The sequence below is a fragment of the Sphingobacterium puteale genome, from assembly GCF_050986225.1.
GTDB classification, from domain to species: Bacteria; Bacteroidota; Bacteroidia; order Sphingobacteriales; family Sphingobacteriaceae; genus Sphingobacterium; species Sphingobacterium puteale.
This window is the reverse complement of record NZ_CP158959.1, coordinates 2,675,012-2,697,848: the sequence shown is the minus strand read 5'-3', so window position 1 is coordinate 2,697,848 and position 22,837 is coordinate 2,675,012. Positions and strand designations below refer to the sequence as shown.

At 42.0% G+C, this 22,837-nt stretch carries 16 protein-coding genes; 5 read left to right on the top strand and 11 right to left on the bottom strand.

The window, feature by feature from the left end:
• Nucleotides 1-14: 14 nt before the first annotated feature.
• The 4 genes from ABTV71_RS11260 to ABTV71_RS11245 form a co-directional block, all read right to left on the bottom strand.
• A complete protein-coding gene (locus ABTV71_RS11260) occupies nt 15-566 on the bottom strand; it encodes a hypothetical protein (RefSeq protein WP_433903255.1) in 552 nt (183 codons plus the stop codon).
• Between the two features lie 4 nt (nt 567-570).
• Nucleotides 571-4,875 carry a DUF6443 domain-containing protein gene (locus ABTV71_RS11255; protein ID WP_433903254.1) on the bottom strand — a complete coding sequence of 1,435 codons (4,305 nt, stop codon included), beginning with the start codon at nt 4,873-4,875 and terminating at the stop codon, nt 571-573.
• A gap of 10 nt (nt 4,876-4,885) precedes the next feature.
• A complete protein-coding gene (locus ABTV71_RS11250) occupies nt 4,886-8,407 on the bottom strand; it encodes a hypothetical protein (protein ID WP_433903253.1) in 3,522 nt (1,173 codons plus the stop codon).
• Nucleotides 8,408-8,526: 119 nt separating this feature from the next.
• Nucleotides 8,527-10,041 carry a hypothetical protein gene (locus ABTV71_RS11245; protein WP_433903252.1) on the bottom strand — a complete coding sequence of 505 codons (1,515 nt, stop codon included), beginning with the start codon at nt 10,039-10,041 and terminating at the stop codon, nt 8,527-8,529.
• 627 nt (nt 10,042-10,668) lie between these two features.
• On the opposite strand from ABTV71_RS11245, the gene ABTV71_RS11240 reads away from it, so the two are divergent.
• The 3 genes from ABTV71_RS11240 to ABTV71_RS11230 all read left to right on the top strand — a co-directional run bounded on the left by ABTV71_RS11240 (nt 10,669) and on the right by ABTV71_RS11230 (nt 12,698).
• The gene (locus ABTV71_RS11240) at nt 10,669-10,860 is read left to right on the top strand and encodes a class I lanthipeptide (RefSeq protein WP_165306539.1); all 192 of its coding nucleotides are present in this window, start codon (nt 10,669-10,671) and stop codon (nt 10,858-10,860) included.
• 101 nt (nt 10,861-10,961) lie between these two features.
• Nucleotides 10,962-11,981: a sensor histidine kinase gene (locus tag ABTV71_RS11235; RefSeq protein WP_433903251.1), complete on the top strand. Its 1,020-nt coding sequence runs from the start codon at nt 10,962-10,964 to the stop codon at nt 11,979-11,981.
• Between the two features lie 6 nt (nt 11,982-11,987).
• A complete protein-coding gene (locus ABTV71_RS11230; protein WP_433903250.1) occupies nt 11,988-12,698 on the top strand; it encodes a LytR/AlgR family response regulator transcription factor in 711 nt (236 codons plus the stop codon).
• Nucleotides 12,699-12,755: 57 nt separating this feature from the next.
• On the opposite strand, the gene ABTV71_RS11225 is transcribed toward ABTV71_RS11230, so the two are convergent.
• Both ABTV71_RS11225 and ABTV71_RS11220 read right to left on the bottom strand, forming a co-directional pair.
• Entirely contained in the window at nt 12,756-13,523 is a 768-nt protein-coding gene (locus ABTV71_RS11225; RefSeq protein ID WP_433903249.1) for a hypothetical protein, read from the bottom strand.
• 89 nt (nt 13,524-13,612) lie between these two features.
• The gene (locus ABTV71_RS11220; RefSeq protein ID WP_433903248.1) at nt 13,613-14,491 is read right to left on the bottom strand and encodes a hypothetical protein; all 879 of its coding nucleotides are present in this window, start codon (nt 14,489-14,491) and stop codon (nt 13,613-13,615) included.
• 492 nt (nt 14,492-14,983) lie between these two features.
• On the opposite strand from ABTV71_RS11220, the gene ABTV71_RS11215 reads away from it, so the two are divergent.
• Both ABTV71_RS11215 and ABTV71_RS11210 read left to right on the top strand, forming a co-directional pair.
• The gene (locus tag ABTV71_RS11215) at nt 14,984-15,658 is read left to right on the top strand and encodes a YecA family protein (RefSeq protein WP_433903247.1); all 675 of its coding nucleotides are present in this window, start codon (nt 14,984-14,986) and stop codon (nt 15,656-15,658) included.
• Nucleotides 15,658-16,278, top strand: a complete 621-nt coding sequence (locus tag ABTV71_RS11210; protein ID WP_433903246.1) for a hypothetical protein — start codon at nt 15,658-15,660, stop codon at nt 16,276-16,278. The genes ABTV71_RS11215 and ABTV71_RS11210 overlap by 1 nt, the downstream gene beginning before the upstream one ends.
• 13 nt (nt 16,279-16,291) lie before the next feature.
• Here the strand turns inward: ABTV71_RS11210 and mobC (ABTV71_RS11205) are convergent, their stop codons facing one another.
• From mobC (ABTV71_RS11205) to ABTV71_RS11185, 5 genes are all read right to left on the bottom strand, one after another.
• Nucleotides 16,292-18,277 carry a conjugal transfer protein MobC gene (mobC, locus tag ABTV71_RS11205; protein ID WP_433903245.1) on the bottom strand — a complete coding sequence of 662 codons (1,986 nt, stop codon included), beginning with the start codon at nt 18,275-18,277 and terminating at the stop codon, nt 16,292-16,294.
• 26 nt (nt 18,278-18,303) lie between these two features.
• Nucleotides 18,304-19,605, bottom strand: a complete 1,302-nt coding sequence (locus ABTV71_RS11200; protein WP_433903244.1) for a relaxase/mobilization nuclease domain-containing protein — start codon at nt 19,603-19,605, stop codon at nt 18,304-18,306.
• Nucleotides 19,590-19,982 carry a plasmid mobilization relaxosome protein MobC gene (gene mobC, locus ABTV71_RS11195; RefSeq protein WP_433903243.1) on the bottom strand — a complete coding sequence of 131 codons (393 nt, stop codon included), beginning with the start codon at nt 19,980-19,982 and terminating at the stop codon, nt 19,590-19,592. The genes ABTV71_RS11200 and mobC (ABTV71_RS11195) overlap by 16 nt, the downstream gene beginning before the upstream one ends.
• A 199-nt stretch (nt 19,983-20,181) precedes the next feature.
• Nucleotides 20,182-21,204 (bottom strand): hypothetical protein, encoded by a 1,023-nt coding sequence (locus ABTV71_RS11190; protein WP_433903242.1) that lies wholly within the window; start codon nt 21,202-21,204, stop codon nt 20,182-20,184.
• Between the two features lie 18 nt (nt 21,205-21,222).
• Nucleotides 21,223-22,821, bottom strand: coding sequence for a hypothetical protein (locus tag ABTV71_RS11185; RefSeq protein ID WP_433903241.1), 1,599 nt, complete (start codon nt 22,819-22,821; stop codon nt 21,223-21,225).
• Between the last annotated feature and the right edge of the window lie 16 nt (nt 22,822-22,837).

Here is a 22,837-nt window from a genome sequence, read left to right as displayed (position 1 = left end):
CTTTTTTATACAAGTTAAAAGGTGATATTCTCTATCAATTTATTCAACTGTTTGATATCTACAATGGAATTGCTATCCTTACTCCTGACATCTTTTAGGGTATACATAGCCCACGCTACTGACGGATCGGGAATGATAACATGCATACACTGAATTATTCCAATACTTTTAACATAGAAAAATTTATAACCATCGTCTATGTTAATTTCTGCCCCATGGTTAGCCCAAAAAGTAGCTACTTGATATGTACAATCATTTATTTTGTAGTTTTTCCAACTTGAACAAATTACGATCATGTTGTCGTCACTATAAATACTGGGTTCCGGTGCATCAGATTTTGAAGAAAGCGAATCAATTATTTTCGCGTTAATAATTAAGTCATCCAAACTCTTTTTCGCTATACTTCTCCATAGGAACGGGACTATTGTACTATCTTTTGATGTGCTCCGATATACTTCATTTGGACTTTTCGGTTGGTTGTAAGCTTGCCATATCGAAGCTTGAGAATCCGGATTTGACGAAATTAGCTTGCAAAGAAGGAATGCTGCAAAAATTAGATTATTCATGCTTTTATGGGTGTTGTGTTTTATAGTTACAAATTTCTATTTTGTTTCTTATACCGAATTTTTCATAAAGTAGACCACCTCTCCCTACTTGGATCATTAAGCGAATATTGTCATCTGACATCCCTTTTGTCTTGTTATTTTTGATTAGGTATAATTGTTGTGCCTCGAGAGTCATAGAAAATCCTCTTTGACCAAAATAGGACCCATTAAATACTTTTTCATCATGATCATCCGCAACTAAGGAAGGCCTAGCATAATTTTTATTGAATCGGCTTTCTTGCATCAGGCCATGTAGAAACACTTCATGTAATACGCCTTGAGTATTATATATCGCTTCTTCTAGGGTTGATGTGTTAAAATATGGATTAGATCTATAGCTTTGTGGCAGAACAAATCTAATTTTTAATCGACCTCCATCATTTTTTCTTTCCCCACCTATCACAGAAGGAGATGTATAAGCACCAGCTCCTTCTCTCACATCATCGCCCAATTCAAAAGATACATTTACGCCGTTCGCGCTCGAGATTCCTTCTTTTGTAGCTTCAATACTTAAGTCTGTCAGAATTTCACCCTCAAGCTTAAAACCCTTTTCTGCATGGTCTAAAAGATATTGCCGTCCAGCTCTTGTTGAAGCAAAATATTCAAATGCTTCTACAGCTTTGGCATTCACGAAGCTACCGTCCGCATTTTTTGCATATAAGTTGGACACACTAACCGTATCACCTAAGACATCGTTATAGAGCACTGGATTATTGTTCATTGATGCATAAGGGCTCATCCATTCAGAAGGTTTCGTGTCAATACTTCTAAACCGCCCAATCTGAGGATCCAAATTACGATAAAATGTCTCGTAAGTTTCAAGTCCGAAATGCTGCTCAAGCATAATACCTTGATATTTATGAGGTTGATTAGGTAGGCTCTCTGTTGTTTTATCAATGCCTACAGTTAAACCAAACGGATAATAATGGTTTTCTTCTAAAACCCTAGACTTATAATGTTCTAAATGTACATTATCAAACCATACCTTTTTACCGATGCTCTGATTGTCAATATAAACGATCAGATATGCAGGTTGGAAAGTACCACCAGACCCTAAAGTTCCTGGCCCTATAGTTACCGTACCACTGTTGTGCCAACCGTTGGTATTGGGTTGCACTTGTATGGACCCGCTCAAACCAGATATCAGTTGCATATTCCCGTCAAAGAACAAATAGTTTAAATGCGCCTTTGGAACCATTGGATTGTCATCGGTTTGGAGCCCTCTGATCAGTACCGGAAGCATGGTGTTTGAAAGGATGTTATTTATGGTTTTCATGTTCTCCGGTAATTCGCTTACCGGTACACCAGCGTAAGTTCCGCCACCCATCAACGCATTCATGAGCGAATTAATTACGGGTCCGGCTCCGGTTTCTTCCTCGCCATGAATTTCCCCTTCGTAGTAGCTGTCGGTACTGATTTCAAATTTGTCGCCGGGCATTACTTTTAGCATGATCGCAGTACCCACGCGTTTGCTCGCAACAGCCCCGTCCAGCTCTGCAGCCATATTGTCATTGGGGTTCGTGCTTCCGGGTTTTGACGACCTTACATTGGGTATATTATCAAAGAGCATTTGTTCCCGTCCTGCAGTTGCCAGCTCGTGCTCTGCCATATAGCCCACAGTAATGGGCGTAGATGTGACCGTACTCCGTACATTACCGAGGTGGTCTTTAACAAAGTAGTCGTAAACAAATCGGGTTTCATGTCCCACAGTATCTCCTGAGACAGGGCGACAACGCCCTTCTTCGTTCAGGATATATTGAAGTACATCATCCTTATAAACAAAGTTACCAATATTATCATATATATGACTCACCCCGGAACTATCCAATTTCTTTCGAAGTACATTGCCCAACGCGTCGTACACATAATAGATGACGCCTTTCCCCACAACTGCCATAAGTTGAGGTTTGTCGATTTCGTTGTACTCCATCTCTAAACCCTTATTTTCATCACTACCCATATTGCCATTCAGATCATAGTCATATTCAACAGGAATATTCACTTTGTTCCTAAAGTCAGGAAGGCCGTCAACATTTGCACCCGCGTCCTCTACTTTTATCAACTTGTTGGTTCCGGGTTCATATTGGTAGGACAGCTCATCTATGGTTTGAGCAGCGCCCGGGTATTTACCTCCCCGTTGCTTCATCGTTCTGAGATTTCCATTCAGATCGTATGTGATTTTAGACACAGTATAATCCCATTCCATATTAGCCCAACTGCTACCGGTCCAGTGCCGGTGTTCCGCATGCGTCAGGCGATCAAGCTTATCATAAGTATATCCATAGGCATGCGGAATCCCATTAGCACCTTTCCAGGTAATGCCCGCAATATTGCCATTATAAAGTTTGTCGCGGAAGCCGCCATCATAGTACAGCCTTTCGTCAAATAAAGTACGAAATGGTAGGCTGCCATGATCTTCTACGGCGATATGTTTTAAGAAGCCCCGCACATTGTATTCATTGAGCATCATACAGGCTCGGGTATCCTTGACAACCACCCGGTTCAGGTGATCGTAGTTGTATCCTGAAATATTAAACGGCGCCCCGCCATTTATTTTTTGCTCGAGTTTCTTTACCAATGTATTACCCCCATCATTTGCTGTATTTCGGGTAAAAGTACGTACGAGCCGGTATTGCTTCAGCGTACTGTCTGCACCGGGTATTTGCAGGGCACGGGGATTTTGATGTTGTATTATCGTACGCCATAACATGCCTTGAAAATAGTATAGGTTTGATGTTATATCAAGGCCACCATTTAGATTCTGCGATTGAACTTGTAGTATACGATTTTTATTATCATAATAGTTCACAGTATGAAGCCACTGTTCAGCATCCGGATGCTCACCATCCAAAATCCTCACTTTGATCCCAGTTATCAAACCACGTGTCACATTGCCTAATACCGGTTGTTCTAACTCCGGTTGAGCCGTAGAGGGTAGTTCGCTATTGAATTGCGAAGCATCGTAGTTAAATCCAGGTGATTGGCTGTAATTGTCGTAATAAGTGTAAGTGAGAATTTCAGCCGCGTTGATTTGTGAAGGATAGGTATTAATTAGGCTATAATTTTTAATGTATCCCCATAAATCTGGTGCGGGGTATTGAACGGAGGGGTCATCTACTAAGCCTTGTAGCACATCGCGGGGCGAGGTAAAACCGATTAGTCCCGTTACTATAGGACGGTCACTGCCATCATAAATGGTGAACGCCCATTTACTTTTATCCTTTTGAACACCGTCCCGACTAAAAATCAGTCGATTCCGCTCGTCGTAGACATATTCTTCCATTGCTTTTCCTGGTACTTTTTTTTGAACGACACGCCCTCTTTCATCATAATCATACCGATAGCATAGCTCAGTAACCTGACTCACGTCCCAATTGCCTCCATTGTCAAACGTCTCTACGGCGAGCGGCGGAATGACAAATCGCAAACGGCTTTGCTGATCGTATACATAGTATGTGCATGCATAATTGACATGCTTCCTCGGATCAAATTTGCCGGTCGCTAATTGGCGTTTTTTTAATATTACGTTCCCATTTCTATCTTTATATTCTCTCAGCTTTTTACCATCTTCGTCTGTTGTTTCGGTTACATAAAGAGTGCTGGGAGCATAGTACTTTTTAGTATCCGGTACAGCATCGACATCCGGAGCAATAGTCCACAACTTTACTTCGTCATTCAGGTTATGACTATAGGCAAGGGCTACGCCACGGCCTGAGTCTACCCAGGAGGTGCCGGGACTCAGCATTTTTTCAGGACGCCCTAACGAAGTCGGCTCAAAATCGGTCCTGCTGTAGGGTGGTTCATCATTGCCTGCCTGTTCATAAAAGCTACGCATATTGGAGGCCACATTCTGTTGGAGGAGCCCATAAGTGCCAAATGGGTCCTTTTTATTGGCGAAGGGCAGGTACTGGTAGCGTTCCCTTCCCAAGCTGTCGTACACATATGCCTGGATAATATCAAAGCCATCGGCATGCGCGCGCAGTCGGTTGGTTTGCAGGGGACGCCCAAGACCATCGAAATAATCCCGCTGCTGCCGGTATTTGAAACCGGAGGTAGGCAAATTCTGCAACGGCTGGTCCGGGGTAATGGTTTGAATATAGTTGTGTTTTCCCGGGTTGGTCAAATTCCTGATGCCGGGATAAGTTGCTGTGGGCAAAAAGAACGGAGGTCCGAGTTCCGGGATATTCAGATTGGGCTGGCATAAGCCTGGAGTACTTACCAAAAGGATAAGTAAACCCAATAAAATGTGTTTGTGATTATAGATCTTCATGGGATTAATTTTATTGGTTTACCTGGTATTGATAGCTGTTATTTATGATAATATTGCCTTTCTCATCTCTGACAAAGGTCAATCTCCCAAAGTCATCGTATTCGAAAAAGTTAGTTTGCATACTGTTATTCACTTTCGCTGATAATCTATTATGGTCATCGAAGATAGTTGCAGCAAAACTGCTACCCGCAGGTACAATAGCCAGTTGGTCCATCGTACACAGGCCGCCAACGGTAACCGTGGCGTAATTTGGGATTTCTGCACGGTACAGTGTCCAGGCTCCTTTTGTGCGGCCTGTCGAAACAGCGGTAACACCATTGGCAGTAAAACTGCCCTGGCTCAACCAGGCAAACACTTCTATCGTGCCTGCGGAGTTGAAGCCCTGGAAAATTAAAGACCCGTTCAGGTTATAGCTATAACTGCCGGAAAATGCCGAAGAGGCCGTGCGGCTGGCTTCCTGGACAGTGCTATATTCACCGGGGTATTCAAAAGAGGTAAATACGAAAGCGCTGTTCTGGGGCATGGTACAGGTGGCCAGCGCCAGGTTGCGCTCCTTGCGCCAGATATAGCGGCGAAATCGGTTACCGGGTGTTACAACGGACAATGGATTTGCCTGTGGATCATAGCTCGGAATAGCTACAACTTTTCTGAGTGGATTTCCATATTCGGAATTGCGCATACTATCGGTCAAAAATTGGCTTCCCGAGACATGTCCATGTGTGTATTGTGTGAATAATAATTTGTCATCCACATAAGTCTTCGATGCTAAAATATCACTTACACGGTTGGCGGTTATAAGCTGTCCGGCAAGGGTCGCATCAGGCGCTAATGCAGGCTCTGCCACATCTGCAGCATAGGCATTCTTTTGTACAAAGAGCTGCCCTTTGCTGTTTTGAGTCGTTATAGTAAGGGGCAGTTTATTGTAACTGCCATATTCATAACTATTCCAGCTCAGGTTGGGGATTCCGTTATCGGTGTTGTAATCGTAAGTTGAATCCGAGTTCAGATAGACATAGGACAGGTTATTGGAATAAGGGGTGATGGTAAACATCGGGAAGCCGGCGCCGGATTCGGAATAATCGTCAACGACTGTTTTAATACCATCAATTTTCATGGCCGGGTCAGTGAACGTCGAGGGCTGCGAGTAGTCGAATACGCTCGCCGTTCTTCTTTTTGTCTCCAGGGTGCTGCCATTAGGAGCGGTCCACTCGGTCAATATCTCTTTACCGCGTGCATATTCGTTATCGGTGCCGGGTACGAAGGGGTAAAAGTTAACATAATTGGGCTCGACCTTCAGGAAGTTGTGTAAGGTCCGGAATTCTTTATTACCATCTTTTAAAACCTCGGCTACTTTGGTGTAGTAAACACTGTTGCCCTGGCCACCCTGGCCCGGCATGGCGTTGTTGCCCATCCGTACAAAGAAGCGGTAGCCGTTGGATATACGGGTCTCTACATAGCTATGGAAGTCCGGCCCGATCTGCCGACCCCAGGAACCGTTTTCATCATCATAAATATAGCTTCTTACTTTCGGAGTGCCACCATAATTATCGGTAGCCGAAATGGTCTTTATACGCAGACCGCCTGCAGTATATTGACTCGGAGGCGCAGTGGTGTCTTTTATTTTGAAACTGATACCAAAGTACAGGTTCCGGACATTGCCAAGAATGGCTGCATCGTTCATTCTACCGACGTTTGTAGCAACCAGGTAGTATTTGCCATTTGGCAGGTGGACATTGCCGATATACTCCGGCCCTTGTGCAGAAAAGCCGTTAAAAGGATGTGCAGGATCTGGCGCGGGAATGGGCGCGCGCTCTATCCGGTAGGCAACATAATTGTTATCTATGGGAGCGCCCCAAAAGGCGCCGGGTTTTACCCGTCCCAGGGTAATGTTGGCCATAACGCCGCCCAGGTCGCCATTAATGGCCGGATCTGGCGCTTCGTTGACGATAAAACTGTCTCTATATTCCGAAGAAAACGTTTCGTTAGCCCCTTTGAATACAGAAATAAAAGCGCCGCTGGTAATGGTATTGCCCACGGTAACCAGGCTGGAATTGCTGACGGTATTGGGTTCGTATTCGAACTGGATATTACCGCCTGTCGGCAGGTCAATCCTTTCCAATATCCCGGCCTTCATCATATTGGGGTCAGGTGTACGATTCGCTCCCGAAAGGTAAGTTGGGGAACCTCCCTGCTGTATATACATGCCCGGAGCCATGTGCTGATCAAATAAATTGTTGTTAGCATATCCCCACATATCCTGGGCGAAGGACATACGGGCCGGCATTTGGGTACTGTTATAGATAAAGCGGTGGCGTAACGGATTGCTGTTGTTTTCCGTACTACCATATTCGGATAACGAATCCAGGCGCAGCGACTCGAGCGACATCGTGCCTCCTGCGTTTTGTCCCACGGAAGCGCTGCGTTGAAAGTAACCGGTATGTAGCCGCAGGATCTTTTTAACCCCGCCGCCCCGGGTACTGACAATAACCCGTGAAATTGCCCGCTGCAATTCATAATCCCGGCGGACGACACCATCATATACGATGCTGAGCGAATCAGTACGGCTTACGATGGACTTGAGCCGGGTAAGGCCGGTTATGGAGTTATTCGTGTAAACGTTCATTACCGGGCTACGGCCACTACTCCCCGTAAGCGGCTGGTAGGTGGTGCTGGAACCCAGGCTGGCGTATCTGCCGTAGTTATATTCGTAAAACAATTCAATGGTGTCCGTAGCATCCGGGTTAATGATCCGGGTGAGCTTCCAGGAGGTGGTCTGCTCCGGTGACGAGGAGGAAGACCCCGGCATACCCATAGGCAGCGTTTGGCTACTGGATTTTTCGGCGTTATTGAAAATGTACCTAGTTCCATTATCGGTGGTAATGGAAAAGCCCCCGGAGCTGGAACCAGGTACCTGGAATTTGATATCCAGCTTCCGGTCGGAAGTATTCAGGTTGACAAACTCCTTTTTTATTTCGTCGTACATGAACTTGCCGCTATAGCCTCCGAAGTTGAAATAGAAGAGATCGGGTTCCAGGTCCATCTGGCCTTTTGCTGCCGCCGACCATTCCTCAAAGTGCGCCGCAGCATTAGGATCATCATCATAAAGCGGCCTGATGCTCATGTAATAGGAAAGGGGTTTAGCTTTATTGATAAAACCGATGCTGGCGGTCTCATCGGCGATGCCCCGGATCTCGCGGGACACCTCACCACCGGTCTGCAACAGCCAGCCCAGGCCAGCATTCGAGGCCATATCGCTGACCTTAACCCCACCACCTGCATGGTAAGACAGGCTTACGGGAAGCGAAATACCTTTGCCGGCAAGGGTATATAAAGGCAAGTCTATCTGCGGTGTACCGGTTACCAGGCTGACTGGAAAGTCGACATACTTCATCATCTGCGAGGTCTCCGGCGAGCCGTTGACCAGGCTGTTGAGTCCCTTTATATAGTTTGCCGAAGGTTGTTCCATCGGTTGCGCATACAAGGAGGCGCCCCAACCCATAAGGCAGGTAAACAATATTGGAATCTTCTTCATTCTTTAAATGGTGTTGTTGATTTATTAGAATTAGTTTTCAATAGCAATGGTATCAATCTGATTGCAAGGTATATTTTAAGACCGCCAATTGTTGGCGGAGCCTAATGATCAAATTATAACTATTTCCCCCAGCCCAGCCGGATCATAAACGGCGTTCTTAAATTGCTTTGCTGCCACAGAAAATTATAACCGGCCATAAAGGTGCCACTCCACTTACTGCTAATGCGGTAGCGCTTCATGATGCCGAGATAAGCAGCCTCCTGTTGCCCGCCGAATGCCTGTTTCAGGGTATTGCCGGACGATGTAGCAGACTGCGGATCATTACTGTTTTCTTCCAGGTAAGCCCGGCCCGCAGGGCGCAAAGCACGCTCGTATCCTGCCTGCAGGCTAAAGCCGTACAGCAGTTTCCAATCGGTATATACTCTTGCAGTAATGCCTTCATAACTCAGGCGGATATGTTGCCAGTCCTGGCCCAGGCCGATGCTGGCCCCTATACCGATACCATAACTCAGGCTGGGCGTATGTTTAAAGGCAATACCTACGCCCAGCTCCACCATTGCCGGCCGTAAGCCGTCGGGCGTGGCGCGCGTAGTCTGGAAGTTGTATTGTGTTTCGAGCCGCAACCAGAAAGGCTTTCCGCGTTCCGGGTTTTTATGGAATGCGGGCTTTTCGATATGCTTTAGTTTGTCCTTGGTTGCCTTGGCTTCCTGTAACCCTTGCCGGGCATCTTGGGCCAGGTTGCTGACTTCTTTTACTTTATCGGTTACCTTACCCAGCCGATCGCTGAAATCTTTAATCTGTCCTTGCATTGCCTGTTGCACGACTTGCAGGCTACCAAACTTTTCACTGAGCATTTGCTGCACCTGTCCCTTAGTTTGGTAACCCATGTTTTGCAAGTCGGCAGCTGATACACCACTCCCCAAACCAATTTTATTATTGCCTATATAGCTTTCAAAACCTTCAATACCCTGCAGGTTTTCCATCGCTTTTTCTTCGGCGGCATCAGGATCGTCGGCCACGCTGCGCCAGGCATTCATTTTTTCCTGGGCATAGTAAATGTCTTTTTGTAATCCTATTAAACCGGGAATACCGGCGCTCCTGGCCATTTGTTCAAGACTTTGCGTACGTTGCCGGATCAGATCTTTAACCTGTTGTTCGGCATTCAGCTTGCCTTGCAGTTCGGCGATCTTGCCGCTGTAATCCCCACCGGGCAAGGCTTGTCCGCTTATGCCGTCCAAAGTTGATAGTTTATTTCCTTGGTTATGCATAAACTGTTGTATGCCTTTCAGGCTATCGATGGTTGCATTACGCCACTTAGTCATACGGGCCAGGTCGGTAGTGTCTTTGGATAAAGCAGCAATCGAATCGAAGCTGGGAGCGCGGTGCATGTATTGCTTATAGGCAATCGAATCTTTGGCGGCTAGTCTGGCCATCATACGCTCTTCTTTTCTTTGAAGCCGACGTAAAAGTTTTCCTTGGATACGATCTGCACGATTGATATATTTATTCAACTCTGCTGTTCTTTTTTCAAGATATAAGGATGCTTCATCAATTCCATTTTCAGACTGAGCAGATGCTTCAACAACGAAAAAGGGAATAGAGAAAAGCAATACAATAATGAAAATTGAACGCATCAAAGAGTCGCTTTTTTGATTATTGATTTGGTAAATGTATCTGGGAGTATCTGTAAGGATACAGGTAAAAACCCCTGTTTGTATTAATTAACTTTTGCTGTCTTTCGTCCCTAGGATGATCCAATCGCGAGGCGTATATAAAACCTAAAGCCGTGCAAAAAAGAAGTAAAAAGTGGAAAATGCACAGACCCAAAATAAATCTGCTGGTTATGTTCGAATCTCGATTTGAATCGATTATTTGACCAATCATGACAATTTCAATAATTTTTTTTAAAATAACATTTAAGGAATTATTCTATGTAATGTCATGATTTCTTAAATTTTCAAATCATGTTATTTTTCATTAATACGCTACCTTTACAAAATCTTAGAAAATTTTGAGCATCGGGGATTTATACCTAAATCCTAAATACCCACTTTTTTATTATTGGTAGACGATATGTGTTTTTATCAAGATTAACGTAAAGGAAAAATGCAAAAGCGAATCTTAGATAAAAAATTCAATGTGAAGATATATGTGGCTTAAGGGTGTTTCCAAATAATATAAGGGAAATGAAGAAAAGAGGCAATATTTTTCGACAAGACGAAAAATACCAGGTTTTTATCTTAAATTTTAATTGAATACTTATGAAAAAGAACAACCAATCCAATCCGAAACTCACTCTTAAAATTCAAAAAATTGTTTATTTAACTCCTAAACAAATGCACAATTTACATGCTGGTGAAGAGGCGTCAGTTTTTACCAAGCCCCAAAGTTTTAATTGCCCAGTTCCCTACAATGCACCTCCTTACCTTACAATGAAGTACTGCAACGAATAAAAATAAAATAACAAAAAATAAAATATAGCACTACCTTCGGCCCCTCTATGTAGCGAAAAAATTTAAATACGCTACTTATGTTAATCAAAAAAACATAAGAAATGGAAAGGACGAAGGTGGTGCTAATGCATATTGCTGTATGGGTTATTTATGTATCAATTTTAATTTTTAATCTCGGGTATAGCGAAAAAAATTGGAATGATTTCATTTATGAAACAACAGTTTCTCATCTCATATCTGTAGGTGTCTTTTATTCCACGACACTCTGGATTCTTCCTCAATTTTACGCTAAAAATAAGTATACTAAAACTCTTGCCGGTTTTCTTTGTATCCTAATTGCCAGTGAAGTTTCTAGATTTATCTATACCTATTCTGTCTCGCCAGTTTTATTAGGTAGAAGAATTTCTTCATCAACTTTACCTTTGGATACTCAACTTGTAAACTTTTTTTTTCAATGGTTTAAATTCTCTTTATTAGGTGTGTTGTATTGGTCCAGGACATCGAAAATAGAGCTTCAGAAGAAACTTACAGATCAAATTGCAGAGAGCTCGAAACGTGAAAAGTTAGAACTTGAAAATGCAGCGCTCCGGGCACAAATAAATCCACATTTCATATTTAACACACTTGAGGTTTTAAGAAGGGAGGCTTCAGAAATAAGTCCAAACGTTTCCTATGGAATTGAATGTTTTATGGATATTTTACGCTCTGGAATAAATAAGCTTGGGCCAGATGGAAAAATTCCACTGCTAACTGAAATTCGAGCTATTGAAGGAATCGTTTATTTGTATTCGAAAAGATTTCCTGAGTTAATTGTATCCCTTGTTTCTGATGTAGAGAATCATGAAACCCATCGCATTCATTCTCATGTACTCTTGCCATTAGTTGAAAATGCCTTTAAACATGGTGATAAGAAAATTACGGTTGAACTATCTGTCGATAGAACTGCGGTTAAATTAAATGTCAATAATATAATTGGGCGTCGAATAAAGGATGAATCAACAGGAATTGGCCTATCATATGTAAAAAGGATCCTCGAATCAAATTATCCAAATACATATAAACTAAAAACTATCCAGACAAAGGAAAACTACTCTGCAGAACTCATTATTCACTTTAATTAGGTACTTATGGAACTTATCAAATGTATTATTGTAGATGATGAAATTAACTCTATACAAAACCTTGAAAGATTGATCAAACCAATTCCGCAACTGGAAGTTGTAGGAACTTTCCTTAATGCGACTGAAGCTATATCTTTTGTTGAAAAAAATGAAGTTTACCTCGTTTTTTTGGACATTAATATGAGTGATTTGTCTGGATTTGAAGCAGCTAAAAGGCTACCTGATAAAAAAATTATTTTTACTACTGGATTTGCCTCATACGCGCTCGATTCTTACAGTTTAGAGAATGTTGTTGATTATTTATTAAAACCGATATTGTTTGGAGATCTCACTCGTGCCGTAAAAAAAGCTAATAAGCTATTTGTTGTTGAAAATCATTTCTATCTTTTGAATAACGATCTATATCTAGCGTATAGAGAAAATGGAATAGACAGGAAAATTAGTTTTACCAGTATATCTCATATTGAAACAAAAAACAACTACTCATTAGTATACTTGGAAAATAGGGTGATTACTGTTCCCATACCGCTTTGGGAGCTTGAGAGAACTCTACCTGAAAGTAAATTTATTAGGATTAACAAATCTACTGTTGTTAACCTGACTAAAGTTATAGATGATGACAATACCAAACATCTAGTAATGATAGGAGGAAAAAAGCTCATATTCACAGGACCCTATAGAAGAAAGAATGCTGAAAAAATAATTGATTCCCCCTAAACAAATAATAGGGGGAATGCCTGATTCTACTGGGAATTAGTCTCCTAAAGTGATTCTCTATGAATCAAACGCCCAGAGCATCATGGCGCTGTCTAGGGCAGCATCTTCAAGGACATAACGGAAACTAACGTATGTAATTAAACTTGCAACGGCACCATAAGCATCAGCTCCGGCGCCAAGGATTGCGCGGATAAATTTCCTTAAAAATTCAGCGTCAGATTTTCCCGGACTTTTAGAAATTGCTTCCATCCAAAAAAACATGGAGTGTCGGTATATTGAAGTGAAATGTAAAAGTTGGTCGGCCTCTGTCCTACTAATTTTTATTTTCCCCGATAAAATATCGTCTTCTACAATCAGAATCTTCTTTTTGAAGACACTATAATCGGCAGGAGATTTCATTTCTTTTGCCGCTAAGAAAATTTCATTGATATTTTTGGCTAACGCCCTTGAGCATCCGAGCTTTTCTGTCAGTTCTTTTATCTCCAGGTTCTTGATTTGCTGATTTTGCTTATGGCGTTGTAGAAGCGATTTAAGAGGATCGCCACCATACCTGATTTTAAAGAATTCCCCAACAAACTTTTGCTTCATATCGGAGGAGAAATCATCTTTTCGGGAAAGCTTTCGATAAATAAATGTCAGTGCCTGATTATGGATGATCCCAATAGAATCAGCTGGATTTTTGGGATTAAATGGCTTTTCAATTTGGGTTTTAACCGTAGCCATTTTTAAAGATGGAGCTGGCTGCTCCTGGTGGGGTGGTGCGGATTCTTTACTGCAGCCTACAGTAAACAAAATCACTACTAAACTTAAGATTTGAATTTTCATTTTTTGATGGTTTTAATTTTTCCAGTCAAAATTGAAAATTGAAATAAAGTTCTTGTGATACCGGTTTAGTAGCTATCCTATTTTTCGGCCTATTTCACGCGATTGCGAAAATCACTGGTCTCCTGTCTGAAATTTATCATGATAGCCTCCGGCTGCTGTTTTCCCGCTGGAAAATGAAGGAATATATCGAGGTAGGTTGTCTGGCCATCCGGGCTCAAGATCTTAATTCCTCCATGATTATTTTTACCTTTTAAATGGGCAAGTTTTCCATGGGCCACTACCTCTATCTCATCCTCACTCCCATTAGCTATTTCAAACTTTCCAGTATTAAAAAAGCCAGCCCAATTGGCATGCCTTTTCCTGGCTTCCTCGGCGCCTATATAATTCATCAGAAAGGACTGCTGCTCTGCAAGTGCAATTCTTTCCATAAACTCATTGCCTTTATGTTGCTTGGCCAGCGTTATCATGTCTGAAAACCAATTTTTAGCGGCTTTAATATTTTCGGGGTTTAAAGAAATATCCGAGCTTTTAGACCATCCTGCAAGATTATAAGGAACCGTGGCTGTGAAACTTTTTTCCTTATTTTTACCGCTATCCCAAATAATGAAGTCTGGGCTATATTTACCATTTTTCCATCGTGATTCTTTTACGGAAGCATTTCCGATCTTTCCTCCAGGGCCTACTTCCCATGAAATTTCTTGCTCACCGCTGGCTGATATGGTATGATTGGCCAAAAATGTAATCCTTCCCTCCTGCTTCTCCACCGTCAAAAATGGAATATCATTAATCTTAAGCCGGTATGGTCCTTTCCCATCGACGGTAACATAGTAGTTTGCGCCTTCTTTGGGTGACGTGAGGTCACCGAAATTTTTTTGTCCAAAACTGTTAGCGCTGAAGAGCATCAAAATCAACAATGCTTTATACTGAAATTTTACTCCTTTAAGGAGTCTTTTCTCTATTTTATTCATAATTAGTTTAAAAATCATATTCCACCAAAACTATGCCACACCAAGGCATCCAGATCTAAGCATCTTGGCCATTTGGCCCCTAACTAAAATGAGTTCTACAAAATTGAAAATTGCTATGCTTATTCCATGATATTTTGATAGTAGCTAACCCAAAAATTAGAATTACAATTGGTAGCTTTATTTTATAAACCTAATTGCTTATGAATACAAACAAATAAAATTACCTAATGGGTTCTCGAGTATTTACAAGCGTATTCTCATGTGTCTCAGGATTTTGCTTACAGCAGATGATACTTGCGATTATTGCAGTAATAAAGACGAATTTATTATTCATAATTAATTGTTTAAATAACGGTATTATCTGATCAAATATGAAAATAATGGGCGGATAAATTCATGCTAATAAAGTAGTTATTTGAAGTATTATTCTAATGTTTGAAACATTCCTATGCGTAAAAAGAACTAATTGTATCTTCACAAAAATTTTATAAAATGGCGAGACCTATAGCTATTTGTCCCAATTGTGGTAATGTATTCGAAGACACTAGATTCAAAATTGAGAATAGTTTTGATATGACAATTGTTGACGCTTATATTCCATGTCCAAAATGTCAAGAAATAGCTCAAACACCTGATGGAAATTATGATTTTACAGATGAAGAAATCAATTATAGAGGATTGTATAATGAACCTTCAGAAAAGATAGAATTAATTAACAAATTACTAAGACATGCAAACTTTCGCACGAAGGAAGAATTAATCCAGGGAATACATGAAATTTCTCCGTCTGCTGCTACATATGCCCAAGATTTTATTAGGCATAAAGAAGAATCCACTGGATCTGCCATGTCGGTTAAGGATATGATAGCAGCGCTTTTAGTGATTTTTGCAGTTATTTTAACCGGATGTAGCCCCTCGAGAGTCGCTCAAAATAAGAGTTTCCAGGAAAATAATATCGAAACAAATAAAACAGTGAAGAATAATATTCTTATTGGTAGGAAAATAGATATTAAAGATTTGAAACAGCCAGCGAAAAATGCGTTATGCTCTTGTGGTAGCGGCAAAATATATAAGAGATGCCATGGGTTAAGTGCAGAAGAAAGAAGAGATTCTGAGATAAAATCAATTTCAGAAGATATTAAAGATATTAGAAAAAGAAATAGATAATGGAAAACTTTCTTCCTGGCGCTGACAATATTTTCAAGTATATGATTACAGTAGGCGTCGCTTTAATTCTGTTTATGGTAGTTTATCCTCTTAAAAAGGAACAAGAATTACAAATTGCTTCTCTTGATCTTGATTATCGGGTTTCGGTTCTTAAGAATCAAATGGATGAGTTAAAAGAAATGGATAAGAAAAAAACAGATTTGGATTACGAACGAAACGCGTTATCAGATTCAGGGGAATACACTAAAAAAAGTGATAGTATAAGTGCAATCATGAATTCGTTAAAAAGGAAAATTGATTCTCTTTCAAATTACCTCAGCGATACAATTGTGAAATTAGATTTCGACAATCAGAAGAGTGGCCTTTTGAAAAAACATGCAGGAAGCTATCTTTTTTTAAGAATTTTCTTATTCTCAATAGGTATAATTCTAATTGTAGGAGGATTTATATTTTGGTTGTCCAAAACCTTTGTGGAAGAAATGGTCCAAGGACAAAGCCCTTCAAATACAGAAACAGCACTTATTAAAACCATTAAATGGATTGCTAAGAATAGACTCTTTTCCATTCTAATTTTTATCACATATATTTTGGTGGTGTATATTTTGATGAAATTTATTTAAAGTTCTAACAGTTTTATTCTCTTACTATTAGAAGATGTGCGAGCTCCGGCGTCTCATAGATTCGCTCCATTTCGGATTCAATAAGCATTACTATATCTTCTTTTATTTGCAGGTAGTTCTGCTCTATCTCAGCAGGCGTGACCGTCCTCGGCTTGGGGATAGGAACGTAGCTATCCATCTCTGCTTTGATAGCAGTATGGTCATTAATAATCTCGCAGTGGAAATTCTTAAGCTGGATTTTTTGCTCCGGGTTATCAGCTACCGCTCCCACAAATTCACCGGAGGAAAGTGACGAAATTGTTGATGCCGGTATAGCGGATTCTAACTGGGTGGATTTGCTGATCGAGGTGTCGCTCGCATTAATTGAAAGGCTTTCCCGCTCCTGCATGATCTTACCAAACCGCTCGGATAATGTCTTGGCTGTATCTCCAAGGACCTGGCCCGAAATCAGGTTGCCAACTATATTAAAAATCACATCGGCGCTTTCCTTCCCATAATCCTTGCGGAGTTGCGAGATATCCTGGACCGCCAAGGTTGTTGCCACTTTATTGCCACGAGCTGTGGCGATTGTACCTTCGATACCGGAAACACCACCGATATAAATAGTAGGAAATTCGTCGAATAGTATAGAACTTTTTAGCTTATCCTTCTGATTGACCAGCTTAAGCATCCTCGCGACATAAAGAGAAAGCACGGCACCATACACCTGGGTCTTCTGTGGATTGTTACCAACGCAGACGATTTTGGGATCCTCTGGATTATTAATGTCCAGGGTAAAGTCATTGCCTGTTAGTACGTAATAAAGTTGTGGTGACGCAAGCCTCGCCATAGTAATCTTAGCAGAGGCAATCTGTCCCTCGAGCTGCTCCATAGCACCATTGATATAGGCAGTAACAAATGGATTGATCAGCACCTCGATCTCCGGCTCGGTCCTGAGTACAGGGAAAAGCTGATCGTAGGGCATCTGCATTAACTCGATGCAGTGGGGTAGTGTACAATATTTTCCGTTTTCGTATTTGCGCAGATACCAGATAATACCGGTGAGAAAATTAATAGGCGATTCGACGAAGAAATCCCCTGCCTTCTTGATCCACTCCCGGTTCAGCCCCAGCATGATTGTACGGCTGCTTTCCGTCGCATCTGTAATATCGGTCATGCTTTCCGGGTAAAGCGGATTGCAACGATGGTAGATGTTATCGAAATCGATGACATAAAACTTTGGCTCGACCTTATACCTATGCTTATTCTTGAGATAGGCGTTGTAGGCAATGATCGACAAGTCGTCAAACTTGAAATCGTAAACGAACATGGAAAAGCCCTTTGCGATATGCTGGGTAATGACGTGCCGGATAACAAAGTAACTCTTACCAGCTCCCGGCGTGCCAACCACAAGTAGGGCCCTAAAAGGATTAATGAAATTGATCCAGGACCTACGGATCTTTCCCTTAAGATTGTATTGGGCCGGCAGATTTATGGAGAATTCATTTTCCAACAGCCGCTCTTCCTGCGGAAAGGTTTCCTGTAATTTGTTGAAGATATCGGTATTGAGCTTGTTGTGGATAATGCGCGAAAGCAGGCTACCACCATGCAGAATCATTAAAAAGCCGATACCGGTAACGACCATATAAATGGAAGCCAGCACCTGAACAGAGGCTTGCAATCTAAGCAGAAAGTAGCTTGTTCCATAGATGCACAGGCCCGATATAAAATAGCGCAGCGCAGTAGCTACCTTTAGTTTCTCATCCTTTTTTCCCTTGGATCCTATGAGAGAAACCAATACCAAAAAAAGCGCACCAATCTTTGAGACATGGAAACTGGCAAAAAGCCCGGTATTGCCAATCCGCTCCAGAACCTGACGAACGACCTTGTGTGTAAGGCCCCACTGATCAAAGGCCTGGTAGCAATACACATAAAAATGAAGGAACAGAATCAGTAAACTAATCTTCCTTATGAAATCAATGATTTTTCTTAATGCTTCAGCATTCTCCCCCGTATTCATACTTCACAACTTTAAATTCAACCTATTCACTGCGACTGTTGTCGCCCTTTCTTTTTCTTTTTTCTTTTGTAGGGATCGAAAGTGATCTGCTCATGCTCATCATAAAATGCGATATCCAGTAACTGCTGAATAACCGGAAGTTCCCGGCCAGGGTGGGGTGGCGATGCCTCCCCGCCGGTTGCAGATGCCGTTATTACTGTCGTATTTTGGCTGAATGAAGACTTGTTCAGCGGCTCTTTGGCGCCCGCTCCCCCTATCATATCATTTGTAATTTCCCCAAGCCCTGATAGCTTTTCCATAAAAGCTTTCGCTCCATAGTCCTTGCCAATGGCGCTGCCATTGACAACGATCCGAGTGGCATTGTCGATAAAAGTGACGCCGTATACACCGGCAGCATTGCTTTCGCGGAGCAGAATGCGGATACCATGCCTATGTAGCCGTTGCTCAAAATCCTCCCTGCCGGTAGCAGTACGCAGTTCCCGGTCCAGCAGATGTTTTAGCCGTAACACATAAGGTTTCTTCTGCTCCTTGCCAAGTAGGTATATCTTCTCGAGATTTTTAATTGTTGGCGATGAGTAGATGGAGCTGGCTTTTATAGGGGTACCCACGCGCTCGCCAAGCTCGTTTATCAAACTGTAGACAAGGCCGCCCTTGCTGTGCATAAAGGAGCCCTCCTGTCCCGGATCGGCAAGCACACCGAACTGTCCAAGTATAGCGTTGAGCTCGGGAAGGGAATTGAATTTATAGGTGCCAACCACCTCCCGGACAATAGCGGAAATAGCTGCCTTTGTCTCCCGCTTTCCATATACTGCCCGCTGCACATCTGCAGGCTTTAGAACAAACGCCTGTTCTTTTTGCTGGTCTTCAGCTTTGATCAGGTTATAGGAAATCTCAAGGCTTTTGCGGGCGGGCTCAGAACGTAGCTTACCGATATTGTGCGTTTCAATCCTATTTCCCTCCGCATCGATATTGACCGTCGCCAAATGAATATGGGGGTGAGCGGCATCGAAATGCCGGTAGACAAGAAACGGTTGTCCGCCAAAGCCGATAGCCTCCATATAGTCAGAAGCCAGGCGGCAGAGCAGCTCATCGTCGAGCTTATCCTGCCTGGAAAAATTGAGCGTTATATGCAGCGCATTGGTTTTCGTTCTTTCATTGAGCGCCGTCAGCTTTTCGAAGCGTTCCAGTTTATTGTGGAAGGATAACTCCGGAATTTCCCGGCCAAACCCGGAGGCCATGAGTAATTTCGCCTCCGCCTGACGGACTTTCTGCTCATTATAGCTCAGGATGCCACGGATATTTTTTCCGCTTACTATCCGGGCAACCATAGTTTGGAAAGATTTGAAATAATGCCGAGCAGTTCGGTCACTTTAAGGTCTGTCTGCTGATAAAGGCGGGTAATTTCCATTGCAGAAAAGAGCTTGGCCTCTGCTCCGCTGGCATTATGGAAGTGCCTGGTGACCTGGTTGATATTGACCCCGATTGCCTGGATCTGCTGCCGAATTTTGGACAGCTCTTCCATGACCATGTCCAGGGAAGCGTCCCTCGAAAGAACAACGATCTTTTTATTATCCAGGATATTTCTGAGCAGTTCGCTTAGCGATTTTATGCCTTGGGACCTGAGCTGAAGGCTCTGGAGTTCCTCAAATTTTTTAGCGGTAATTCGCGTATGTATCCTGTGTGTAAATCTCTGCCCCTGTTTCATTTTCCTCAATTATATCTTTTACACTACGTTGATCCTATTTCATAAGAAAACCCGACTCCGGAGGGTTTTCAGTCCCCTTTATGCCGGTAGGCTAAAGGGCAAGATGGGTTTGTCGACAAACCTACATCTTGCTGGATACCCAGTTCAAAAGGGGTATCCTCCAAATACCTGATTCGGGCAATTACTCATCTATTAAGAATTACATTCTTGGCGACCTTCCTTTAGGTTTCTGTAGCAATTTTTTTTGACTTCCTTTGTGGGTGATTGCCTTTTGACTTTTATTATTGGAAACTTTTTCCCGCTCAAGAAATTCCAGAAGTTCCGGGACTTTCTGCACTTTTATCCCCTGAGAATCGTAACTACCCACTTTGAAAATTTGCTCCTGCATTCCCATTGGTGTTAGGCTATTATAGGGAAACTTGAACATAGCTTTTTCATTATTTAAGAATAAAAATTCTAGATAAATTCCGGGTTCTTTAATGATATTGTGGTAGAAGTTTCTGCGGTAAGATTGTAGTTTCGCACGTTTGTGACCATTAAATTCCATGGTCGCTCTGGTAATCGTAGTGGTAAAATCCTGCTCATAGGCTAAAGCTTTGTCTAGTTCATTAAAATTGTGCTGCAAGAGAGATTTCAGTACAATATTAGGATCCCTGTCCAGCACTATTTCAGAAATTGGTAAAGGATACAAATTCATATGCTCAGGAAAAGGTGAAGCAAAATATTGCCGGGATATCGTAGCAGAATAGTATGGTAGTGCGTCGCGATCCTTTTGAAGTTTTAGTAGCATAGCCTCCTGCGCCAACAAATCTTTATACTCTCCGCTTTCAAGGTCCATATAAGAAGCCTGTAAAAATGAACGCCTGGTGTCATAGCCCCTGTATCCAGAAAAATCAAGGCCCGATTTCTGTTCGAAATCGGAAATTCCCTTGGGAAAATGGTAATAGAGACCTTCGGTATTGCCGCCGATCCTTTCAGTTTCCATCTTTCTTTCGAGTTCTATACTGCCATCGCTAACAACGGACAACTTCATTTCCTTAATTTCTCTTCCTTTAATCAGGTCAGCGCTGGCACCGTCATATAACCAGTTAAGGTTACCAAATGTTATCATTCTTTCAACAGCAATTTTAAAATCATTGCAGTATATTTTTGCCCCCGAGGGATGAATCGTGGGTTCATTGAATTGAATATCGATGCAGTATTTCCAGTTTTCTTTTTCCATTTTTGTGCCTAAAATGATTTAAAGACTTCTTCCTCTAGGTTTATTTGAGGAAGTTTTATTACTTATGGATTGGGCATCTTTAAAAGATGCTTTCGGATTCAAATCCTGATGTAGGTTTGGTCCCCAATTAGGATCCAGGTGAAAATTGAACGGAATTTGTTGACCTTTGCTATTCAAAATCTTTAAACCATCAGCATCTTCTGAAATTTCAATGCGAATCATTTGCCCGTTGTTTGCCTGGACTTCGACCTCAATACCCTTCATTAAATGTTGTAAGACGGTATCTTTTTTGTGTTGAGGAACGGGGATCATATCAAATAAAGAACTTAGCTCTCTTTTTGAAATTGCCTCAAAGGTTTCCAATTCTGCTGGCCTTCCGTCGGTGGGTGTTACAAGACGTTGCCAAATTCCAATCTGCTGATCTGTGAACAATTCCTTCCAGACTGGCCGTCCAGATAGCAAGCCTATAGCCTTGTCTACTTGAATAGCTGAGGAAAACTGCGCTGCCTTTATTGGTAGACTTAAAAGTCTTTCTTTTGCTCGTTCACTTATAAAATCCTCAAAAATTGGAGCGCAAAGCCAGTGCTTGAGCATTAATAAATCGGCCACTTCTTTTCCTTCCTGATCGAAGGTCATCCTAAACAGCTCCTCCTGCAATAGCTCAATATCCCTGGGAAACCAAACCTCAGCATTCTTTTCGGTAAAGGCAATGTCTTTGTCCTCCCTCCAGTTTACTGTGCTGAATTTCTTGTCCAGTCGCTCAGAATCCACTCCGTTAAAGTTCCCATGTTTTATTTCCGGAAGTTGGGCCAGCGCTAGTGTATAGCCCTCCAAATTGTACCAGCCTTTGTCTAAAAAAACCGGTACTGATAGGGTAGCAAAATGCTGCTGGTCGGAAAAAGAGAACTTTAAATCAGTTTTATCAGGAAGGTTTTTTAGCATTTTAGATGTTTCAATCTTAATTGCAGATTCTGGAATTTGGGAGGCGCCAAGATCGTTTATATGCATTTGAATTGCATCGGACCTTTCGGAAATGATGAGGAATGCCAGCTGCGCAGTCATATTGGGATATTCCTTCATGTCGAAACTATAATCATGCTCAAACAAACGTCCCATTCTTTTAGGCTCGTCCGAAAATTTACTAAAAACCTCCAAGGGCCAGTGCTTGTACATTAAGGATTCGCCTGTAAATTTTGCCTGTAAGGATTCCGATAAAAGAAGTTGGGCAAGGCCGTCTATACAGTGGGGCACAATTTCCATCGCTTCATTGGCGGGGCCGTCTTTTAACTGACTCTCCCAGTACTTTAACCAATTTACTTCCCCCATTTCCCGGTCAAGGTCATTGGAATTTATTCCGTTAACTATTATTGGATCAATATCCACAGGCATGCGATGATTCGCATGAATGGATGTGAGTTCATATCCAAGGCTGCTTTCGAACCATTGAAAATTTAACTTATAATACATCCGCTCCTCTCCAAATTCTTTTTCTCGAGAAATCGAAAAGCGAGGCAGGCCATAGGCCTCATTCCGATCAATATCCAATCTGAGCTGATGATCATCAAACCCTCTGCTGGCAAGATCATCAAGCAGATCCTGCATTTCCTGTTCGCTCATATTTTCCTAAATTAAA

Coding starts and splice junctions, on each gene's coding strand:
- ABTV71_RS11260 (WP_433903255.1), bottom strand. CDS start 566: ATGAATAATCTAATTTTTGCAGCATTCCTTCTTTGCAAGCTAATTTCG.
- ABTV71_RS11255 (WP_433903254.1), bottom strand. CDS start 4,875: ATGAAGATCTATAATCACAAACACATTTTATTGGGTTTACTTATCCTT.
- ABTV71_RS11250 (WP_433903253.1), bottom strand. CDS start 8,407: ATGAAGAAGATTCCAATATTGTTTACCTGCCTTATGGGTTGGGGCGCC.
- ABTV71_RS11245 (WP_433903252.1), bottom strand. CDS start 10,041: ATGCGTTCAATTTTCATTATTGTATTGCTTTTCTCTATTCCCTTTTTC.
- ABTV71_RS11240 (WP_165306539.1), top strand. CDS start 10,669: ATGAAAAAGAACAACCAATCCAATCCGAAACTCACTCTTAAAATTCAA.
- ABTV71_RS11235 (WP_433903251.1), top strand. CDS start 10,962: ATGGAAAGGACGAAGGTGGTGCTAATGCATATTGCTGTATGGGTTATT.
- ABTV71_RS11230 (WP_433903250.1), top strand. CDS start 11,988: ATGGAACTTATCAAATGTATTATTGTAGATGATGAAATTAACTCTATA.
- ABTV71_RS11225 (WP_433903249.1), bottom strand. CDS start 13,523: ATGAAAATTCAAATCTTAAGTTTAGTAGTGATTTTGTTTACTGTAGGC.
- ABTV71_RS11220 (WP_433903248.1), bottom strand. CDS start 14,491: ATGAATAAAATAGAGAAAAGACTCCTTAAAGGAGTAAAATTTCAGTAT.
- ABTV71_RS11215 (WP_433903247.1), top strand. CDS start 14,984: ATGGCGAGACCTATAGCTATTTGTCCCAATTGTGGTAATGTATTCGAA.
- ABTV71_RS11210 (WP_433903246.1), top strand. CDS start 15,658: ATGGAAAACTTTCTTCCTGGCGCTGACAATATTTTCAAGTATATGATT.
- mobC (WP_433903245.1), bottom strand. CDS start 18,277: ATGAATACGGGGGAGAATGCTGAAGCATTAAGAAAAATCATTGATTTC.
- ABTV71_RS11200 (WP_433903244.1), bottom strand. CDS start 19,605: ATGGTTGCCCGGATAGTAAGCGGAAAAAATATCCGTGGCATCCTGAGC.
- mobC (WP_433903243.1), bottom strand. CDS start 19,982: ATGAAACAGGGGCAGAGATTTACACACAGGATACATACGCGAATTACC.
- ABTV71_RS11190 (WP_433903242.1), bottom strand. CDS start 21,204: ATGGAAAAAGAAAACTGGAAATACTGCATCGATATTCAATTCAATGAA.
- ABTV71_RS11185 (WP_433903241.1), bottom strand. CDS start 22,821: ATGAGCGAACAGGAAATGCAGGATCTGCTTGATGATCTTGCCAGCAGA.